Here is a 6,581-nt window from a genome sequence, read left to right on the forward strand (position 1 = left end):
CGGACGGGCAGGTCTTCGGGATAGCCCGAACGGCGTAACGCTGCGGTTTCGTCGGGGAACGTCCTGCCATCCCGTCGACCTCCACAAGGGCTATCGCGCCGTGTCAAGGGGCCACACTGGCGGTAGGCTCCCCGAGGTGCGTGGAGGCAGCCCCTTGACACGGCGCGATCGGGCTCACGCCAGGTCGACGGGATGGCAGGAAGCCCCTCCTTGCGGGTGCTCCACACAGGAACACACGGGGCACGGTGGGGGCACATGACACCCGGCACTGACGACAACCGACCATCATCGGCCGACACAGGACCACAGATGTTCGCCCAGCTCACCGCCCGTCCTACGCGGTCAGCGGCCCGGCCGTATCGCTTTTGCAAGGCAGGGGTTAGGGGTTCGATTCCCCTCGTCTCCACCCACCCTGCCGTGCTCCTTCACCCGCCGGGCCTTGACGACGTTCCAGCTGATCTCCTCCCCGATCGGAGGCTGGCCGTGGACTTCGCCACCCTCCTTGGGAACGTGCAGCGCAGGCCCGGTGCTTATGGGCTCGACGGCTCCTACCGGGAGTTCGTCGCCTTCGTCAATGGGTGTGACGCAAGGCAGGACTGGCTGCTGCTCAACGGCTTCCGGGAGTGGCTTGCCGAACGGCTGGGGCGGGGCGCGAACCTCGTCTGGTGGGAGCTGGTGCGTCAGATTTGCCTGGCGGAGTGGGGAAGCGCGGCTGGCGAGCCGGAAGACACAGCTCTGTCCGCCCGGATGTTTGAACTGCTAGGCGAGTTTCTGGCGGCGAAACGTCCGGAACGGCGGCCATACCCCTCGTCTGGTTGACTAGCGGGCGCTATGAGACGAGTTGTGGTTGTGGTGGGCCTGCTGGTGGGGGTTGCGGGGTGCGCAGCGCCGACGGTGGCGGGATCGCCTAGTGCGGGGGGTGGCGGGACCGGGGGGACGGCGCCCACCGTGAGCAGCACCGCGGCTCCGGCGCCGACGCCGACGCCGACGGTAGATGGCAAATGTCCCTACCTCGAGAACGCGTTCATCGCGGATGCGAACGGGCAGCGCGTCGGGAAGGTGCGGATCTCCTCGGACACGCCGCAGCCGGCCTGCTTCTTCTACCGGCAGGACGGCAAGCTGCAGTTGAGCACCCAGGTCTACGTGGGCGACGCCGCGCAGGCCAAAGCGCTGGTGGACCGGGTCGCGCCGGTGGCGACGTCGAACCCGGCCCAACTGCCGAACGGCTGGACCGGTGGGGCGCAGGCGACCGACACCGGGGCCGTGTACGCGGTGGCCAAGGACGACACCGCGATCGTGGTGACCACCAACCAGTCGCAGACCATCAAGGCCAAGCGAGTGGTCGAGCAGACTATCTCCGCGCTGGGGCTCTAGTTGCTCTTGGGAGCAGCTGGTTTGGGCTTGGACTGGCCGTTGCGCTGACCGTCGCCGGACTCCGCGGGCTCGGCCTTCTCGGCCGCGGCCTTGGCGGCGGCCGACTCGGCCGGCTTCGAGGCCGCTGACTCAGCCGGCTTCGAAGCGGCGGGCTTCGGCGCTGCCGGCTTCGGCGTGGCCGGCGTCGCAGCCGGCCGGGCCGGCTCCGGGCTGGTCGACGACGACTGCTGGCTGACCTTGCGCAGGTACGCCGCTCCAGCACCGAGGCCGACGATCAGCACGACCAGCGGCCAGCGGCGACGATGCTTGCGGCCACCGGACTTGAACTCCTTCTTCGCCGCCTTGGCCGCCTTCTTGATCTCGGCCTTGGTCGCCACCAGGGTCTGGGTGCCCTGCTTGGCGCGTGCCTTGACCGCGTCGGCCTGGGCGGTGAGGTTCTTCCGGGCCAGCTTGGCCTCTTCCTTGGCCCGCTTCAGCTCGGTTCGCGCCATCTTCACCGCCTTCGACTTCTTGGCCTGCTTGCGCGCCTGCTTGGCGGCCTTGGCGAGCTCCTTGCGGGTGTGCTTGGCCGTGCGGCCGAGCTTGCGCCGGGTCCGCCGGGTGGTCTTCGCCACCTCCTCCCGCGCGACCTGGGCGCTTTCGGCAAGCGCCTCGGTCAGCTGCTGGGGTGCCATGCCGTGCTCGGTCAGCTTCTGCTCAGCGGTGTGCGCCGCCTTGGCGGTCGCCTCCGCACCGGCTTGTCCGGCGCGACGTACCGCGTCCAGGCTGGCCGACACGGCCTTACCGACCGCCTCTCCCGCCCGAGTCATCGCTTTCACCTCGTCCATGTGCGCTCCAGTTGAATACCGGGACATGTCCATCGTGCCCCCATCGGTCGGATCTTGCCGGAGATGGCACGATGACCTGGTGGCAGACAGCAGCGAGTCCTTCGTTGGAATGAAAGTAACGGCAACCCTGCACACGTCGCAGGGCGATATCCGGCTCAACCTCCTTCCCGACCACGCCCCGAAGACCGTGGCCAACTTCGTCGGCCTGGCCGAGGGCACCAAGAGCTACTCGCCGGCCAACGCCAAGGGCGAGCCGTCCGGCCCCTACTACGACGGTTCGATCTTCCACCGCGTGATCGACGGCTTCATGCTCCAGGGTGGCGACCCGACCGGAACCGGCCGGGGCGGCCCTGGATACAACTTCGCCGACGAGTTCCACCCCGAGCTCCAGTTCAACCGTCCCTATCTCCTCGCGATGGCCAACCCGGGCCGGCCGAACATGAACGGTTCCCAGTTCTTCATCACGGTGGCGCCGACGACCTGGCTGAACTACAAGCACACGATCTTCGGTGAGGTCGCCGACCAGGAGTCCCGCTCGGTGGTGGACGCCATCTCGCGGACCAAGACCTCCGGTGAACGCCCCGTCGAAGACGTGGTGATCGAACGAATCACGATCGACCGCGGCCAGGGCTGACCGGGGGTGGGCACCCCGCCGGACCCGACGCAGCCGTGGGGCACCCAGGCGGCGCTGCCGTCGTGCGCTCGGCACCCGGACCGGCCGACCGGGCTGCGCTGCACCCGGTGTGAACGGCCGGCCTGCCCGGAGTGCCTGGTCGAGGCCTCGGTGGGCTACCACTGCGTGGACTGCGTGAACCAGGGGCGGCGGGAGGTCCGGCGCGGCACCACGATCGCCGGCGCACAGCCCACCCGCCCGGTGGTGACGCCGGTCCTGATCGCGCTCAACGTCGGCATCTTCGCGATCACCGCCGCGCAGGCCGGCAGCCTGCTGAACAACGCGAACAGCGAGCTGTCCCGCGACTGGGCGCTGTACCCGATCCTGGTCGCGGCCGGTGAGTGGTGGCGGCTGGTCACCGCCGGGTTCCTGCACGCCGGGCCGATCCACCTGGCCCTGAACATGCTCGCGTTGTTCATCCTCGGCCGGGATCTGGAGCCGGTGCTCGGCCGGCTGCGGTTCTCCGCGGTCTACTTCGTGTCGCTGCTCGGCGGCAGCGTGGCGGTGTTCCTGTTCGGCGAGCTGTTCGTGCCGGTGGTCGGGGCGTCCGGGGCGGTGTTCGGCCTGATGGGCGGGCTCGCCCTGGTGGTCTTCCGGCAACGGATCAACCCCACCCCGGTACTGGTCATCATCGGGATCAACGTGTACTTCAGCTTCCGGCTGGAGAACATCTCCTGGCTCGGTCACCTGGGCGGGCTGGCCGTCGGCGCGATCGCCACGGCGGCGATGGTCTACGCGCCCCGGCAGAACCGCACCGCCTGGCAGGCGGGCGTGCTGGTGCTGCTCACCCTTGCGCTGATCGGGATGGTGGTGGTCCGGGACGCCCAGCTCGGCGAGCTGATCTGTGACCCGAGGATCGGTTGCGTGCAGATCGGCTGACTCAGGCGCGCAGCGCGCGCAGGGTCTCGATGACCTCGACCGGGTCGGCGCCGAGATCGAGCCGGCCGAGCACGACCAGGTCCGGGTCCGCGTCCAGCTCGATGGTGGCGATCTCGCGGCCCAGCCGGCGGGTGTGGGTCAGCCGCACCGTCACCTCGGTCCAGGCCCAGTGCCGGCGGCCGGTCAGCCCGCGCACCGTGACGCCCTGCGGGTCGGCGGCCAGCCGCGGGCGGGCCACCGTGCCGAACAGGCCGGCGAGACCGGCCGCGACGGCCAGCACGCCGAGCAGCAGCCGGCCGGGCGCATCGCCGATCAGGAACACCGCGCCGGCCCCGAGAGCGGCCAACACCCAGGCGAGGCCGACCAGCGGCGGATCCGGCGCCCAGGAGTGCATTTCGCGCAGGTCAGGGTTGTCCACAGCAGTTGTCCACACTGGGGATGAGTTACAGCCGTGTGGTTCAGTCACGGTGCACTGAACGGACGAACGATCAGCGCCACCGCATGGTCATCAGCAGACCGCCGATCATCAGCGAGAACCCGATGGCGAAGTTCCAGTTGCCCAGTTCCTTCATGATCGGAATCTTGTCGCCCGCGATGTAGTTGACGACCAGCCACGCCAGGCCCAGCAGCATCACGCCGAGCATCACGGCCACGTAGATGGGGTGAGAAGGTCCTGCCGACTTCACCTTCACCGGTGTGCGGCGGTCGGCCGGCGCGGTGTACGGCGCCTTCTTCCGGACCTTGGACTTGGGCATCGATCGTCCTCATTTGGTGTGGAGCAAGTCTCGCGGGTGACGGTACGCACGCAGTACCGCTGACCGACACGTTAACGTAGCCGAGCACTGTGACGAACCACTAGAGCATAGGGTCTTCATTCCTCCGGGAGGACGCGTGGGCACGGTAGAAGACGCCCGCCAGGGCACCGGACGGATATCGGGAGCGCTGACCGGCCCCGATGTTCCGTCCCCGCGCCCACGTCGGCGTGCCGCCGAACCGGACCGCGTGCGCACGGTCATCCGCACCATCGGCGAAGTTCTCATCACTCTGGGTGTCGTCGTCCTGCTGTTCGTGGTCTACGAGGTCTACGTCACCGACGTCATCTCCGCCGGGCTCCAGCAGGACGCGACCAAGCAACTCGACGACCGGTGGAAGACCCCCGAGCAGGGTCCGGAGCGGGTGGACCACTTCGACGGCCTCAACGAGGGCGAGGGGTTCGCCAAGATCTACATCCCGGCGTTCGGCGCGGACTACCACTTCACCGTCATCGAGGGCACCAGCGAGAGGTCGCTGGAGATCGGCCCCGGGCACTACCTCGACACCGACTACCCCGGTCAGCCGGGCAACTTCGCCGTCGCCGGCCACCGGGTCGGCAAGGGCGCTCCGTTCAACGACCTGGACCTGCTCAGCTCCTGCGACGCGATCGTCGTGGAGACGCAGAACGCCTGGTACATCTACCGGATGCTGCCCAAGAAGGACGAGGTGGCGAACTGGGCCTCGGTCAAGCAGGGCAAGCCGGCCTGCAACGCGACCGGATCCCAGGGTCAGCCGCAGGCGGTGAACCCGCTGCCCGGTGAGTACGAGCAGACCGTCGGCATGGAGATCGTCTCGCCGACCCAGGGCGCGGTGATCGCGCCGGTGCCGCACAAGCCGGGCACCAAGATCAGCAAGGGTGAGCAGGCGGCCCTGCTGACGCTGACCACCTGCCACCCGAAGTTCTCCGACCGGCAGCGGTTGATCGTCCACGGAGTGCTGGTCGACCAGTGGACGAAGAACCCGGCCGAGCCGGACAAGCGCCCGGCCGAACTGCAGGAGGGCTGATGTACGCGTGGATCTGGCGGCACCTGCCCGGCCCGCTGGCGGTGCGGGTCGGCCTCGCCGTCGCGCTGGTCGCCGGCGTGGTCGCCCTGCTGATGTTCGTCATCTTCCCGTGGCTCGAGCCGCTGCTGCCGTTCAACAACGTCACGGCGGGCTGAGCTACCGGCCGGGCCGGCTCACCAGCTTCAACGCGAGCATCGGGCACAGGCTCACGGCCCGCTTGGCGTGCTTGGCCAGGTGTCGCGGCACCGGCTCGGCGGAGACCACCGGGTAGCCCCACTCGTCCAGTCCGATCAGCTCGGGCACCAGTTCGGCGCACATCCCGTGGCCGTCGCATTCGATCATGTTGACGTGCAGGCGCTGGGTGGTCGCGCCCCGAACCGTCCCGGACCTGGTCATCGCCATCCCTCGTTCGGACTCGGCGGGGCCGGCACCGGCAGCATCGGCGGGCGGTACAGCCCCGCGCAGCCCTGGCCGTAGGTGTGCCGTTCGACGCAGCCGGCGAACACCCGCAACGCCGTGTCCACCAGCTTGACCACGCCGTCCGGATGTCCGCACGCGCCCCGCCTGTTGATCATCTTCATGCGGAACCGGAGCCGCTCGAGCGCGGCCTCGTCCCGCGCCCAGGTGACCCGGGCCAGGTCGTCGGCGATGGCCGGCAGGCCGTTGAAGCACGGCCCGCACTGCCGGGCGTTCTGCGAGGCCAGCCAGGCCGCCACCCGGACGGTCTCGACCAGCCCGCAGGCCCCGATCGGCAGTGCCAGCACGACCCCGGCGCCCGGGGAGGCGTGCAGTGGGCGCAGCGCCTCCGGGGTGAACGGGGCGGCCAGCACGTTCGGTGGCACCCAGGCTCCGCCGTAGCCGCCGAGCAGCACGCCCTGCAGCGGCTCGGTCGGCCCGCCGGCCATCCGCAGGATGTCGTTGCCGGTCACCCCGACCGGCAGTTCGTACACCCCGCGGGAGCGCACCGCCCCGCTCACCGTGAACAGCGCGGTGCCGGGCGCCTCGGCGGT

Annotated in this window: 11 protein-coding genes; 6 read left to right on the forward strand and 5 right to left on the reverse strand. The window is 69.5% G+C overall.

All coding sequences use genetic code 11. From position 1 onward, the window contains the following. Positions 1–483 precede the first annotated feature (483 nt). Both VFO68_RS23270 and VFO68_RS23275 read left to right on the forward strand, forming a co-directional pair. On the forward strand, positions 484–819 hold the full coding sequence (locus VFO68_RS23270; RefSeq protein WP_325160486.1) for a hypothetical protein: 336 nt from the start codon (positions 484–486) through the stop codon (positions 817–819). 129 nt (positions 820–948) lie between these two features. Continuing rightward, positions 949–1,374 carry a DUF2020 domain-containing protein gene (locus tag VFO68_RS23275; RefSeq protein ID WP_325160487.1) on the forward strand — a complete coding sequence of 142 codons (426 nt, stop codon included), beginning with the start codon at positions 949–951 and terminating at the stop codon, positions 1,372–1,374. Here VFO68_RS23275 and VFO68_RS23280 read toward each other — a convergent pair. Continuing rightward, on the reverse strand, positions 1,371–2,183 hold the full coding sequence (locus VFO68_RS23280) for a hypothetical protein (protein ID WP_325160488.1): 813 nt from the start codon (positions 2,181–2,183) through the stop codon (positions 1,371–1,373). The two genes, VFO68_RS23275 and VFO68_RS23280, sit on opposite strands and share 4 nt — an antisense overlap. Positions 2,184–2,310: 127 nt before the next feature. Between VFO68_RS23280 and VFO68_RS23285 the strand changes: the two genes are divergently transcribed. Together VFO68_RS23285 and VFO68_RS23290 are read left to right on the forward strand one after the other, a co-directional pair. Further along, a complete protein-coding gene (locus tag VFO68_RS23285) occupies positions 2,311–2,835 on the forward strand; it encodes a peptidylprolyl isomerase (RefSeq protein WP_325160496.1) in 525 nt (174 codons plus the stop codon). Positions 2,836–2,841: 6 nt separating this feature from the next. Continuing rightward, entirely contained in the window at positions 2,842–3,753 is a 912-nt protein-coding gene (locus tag VFO68_RS23290; RefSeq protein WP_325160489.1) for a rhomboid family intramembrane serine protease, read from the forward strand. 1 nt (position 3,754) lies between these two features. On the opposite strand, the gene VFO68_RS23295 is transcribed toward VFO68_RS23290, so the two are convergent. Together VFO68_RS23295 and crgA are read right to left on the reverse strand one after the other, a co-directional pair. Further along, positions 3,755–4,171 (reverse strand): PH domain-containing protein, encoded by a 417-nt coding sequence (locus VFO68_RS23295; RefSeq protein ID WP_325160490.1) that lies wholly within the window; start codon positions 4,169–4,171, stop codon positions 3,755–3,757. Positions 4,172–4,241: 70 nt separating this feature from the next. Beyond that, positions 4,242–4,508 carry a cell division protein CrgA gene (gene crgA, locus VFO68_RS23300; RefSeq protein ID WP_325160491.1) on the reverse strand — a complete coding sequence of 89 codons (267 nt, stop codon included), beginning with the start codon at positions 4,506–4,508 and terminating at the stop codon, positions 4,242–4,244. 136 nt (positions 4,509–4,644) lie between these two features. On the opposite strand from crgA, the gene VFO68_RS23305 reads away from it, so the two are divergent. Together VFO68_RS23305 and VFO68_RS23310 are read left to right on the forward strand one after the other, a co-directional pair. After that, positions 4,645–5,571, forward strand: coding sequence for a class E sortase (locus tag VFO68_RS23305; RefSeq protein WP_325160492.1), 927 nt, complete (start codon positions 4,645–4,647; stop codon positions 5,569–5,571). Continuing rightward, positions 5,571–5,726, forward strand: coding sequence for a hypothetical protein (locus tag VFO68_RS23310; protein WP_325160493.1), 156 nt, complete (start codon positions 5,571–5,573; stop codon positions 5,724–5,726). Before VFO68_RS23305 ends, VFO68_RS23310 begins: the two co-directional genes overlap by 1 nt. A gap of 1 nt (position 5,727) precedes the next feature. On the opposite strand, the gene VFO68_RS23315 is transcribed toward VFO68_RS23310, so the two are convergent. Both VFO68_RS23315 and VFO68_RS23320 read right to left on the reverse strand, forming a co-directional pair. Next, positions 5,728–5,967, reverse strand: a complete 240-nt coding sequence (locus VFO68_RS23315) for a ferredoxin (RefSeq protein WP_325160494.1) — start codon at positions 5,965–5,967, stop codon at positions 5,728–5,730. Further along, positions 5,964–6,581, reverse strand: a 618-nt coding sequence (locus VFO68_RS23320) for an NADH-ubiquinone oxidoreductase-F iron-sulfur binding region domain-containing protein (RefSeq protein WP_325160495.1), incomplete at its 5' end; no start/stop codon positions are given. The genes VFO68_RS23320 and VFO68_RS23315, both read right to left, overlap by 4 nt.

Origin of the sequence: Actinophytocola sp. (genome assembly GCF_035712165.1) — a bacterium.
GTDB lineage: Bacteria > Actinomycetota > Actinomycetes > Mycobacteriales > Pseudonocardiaceae > DASYTH01.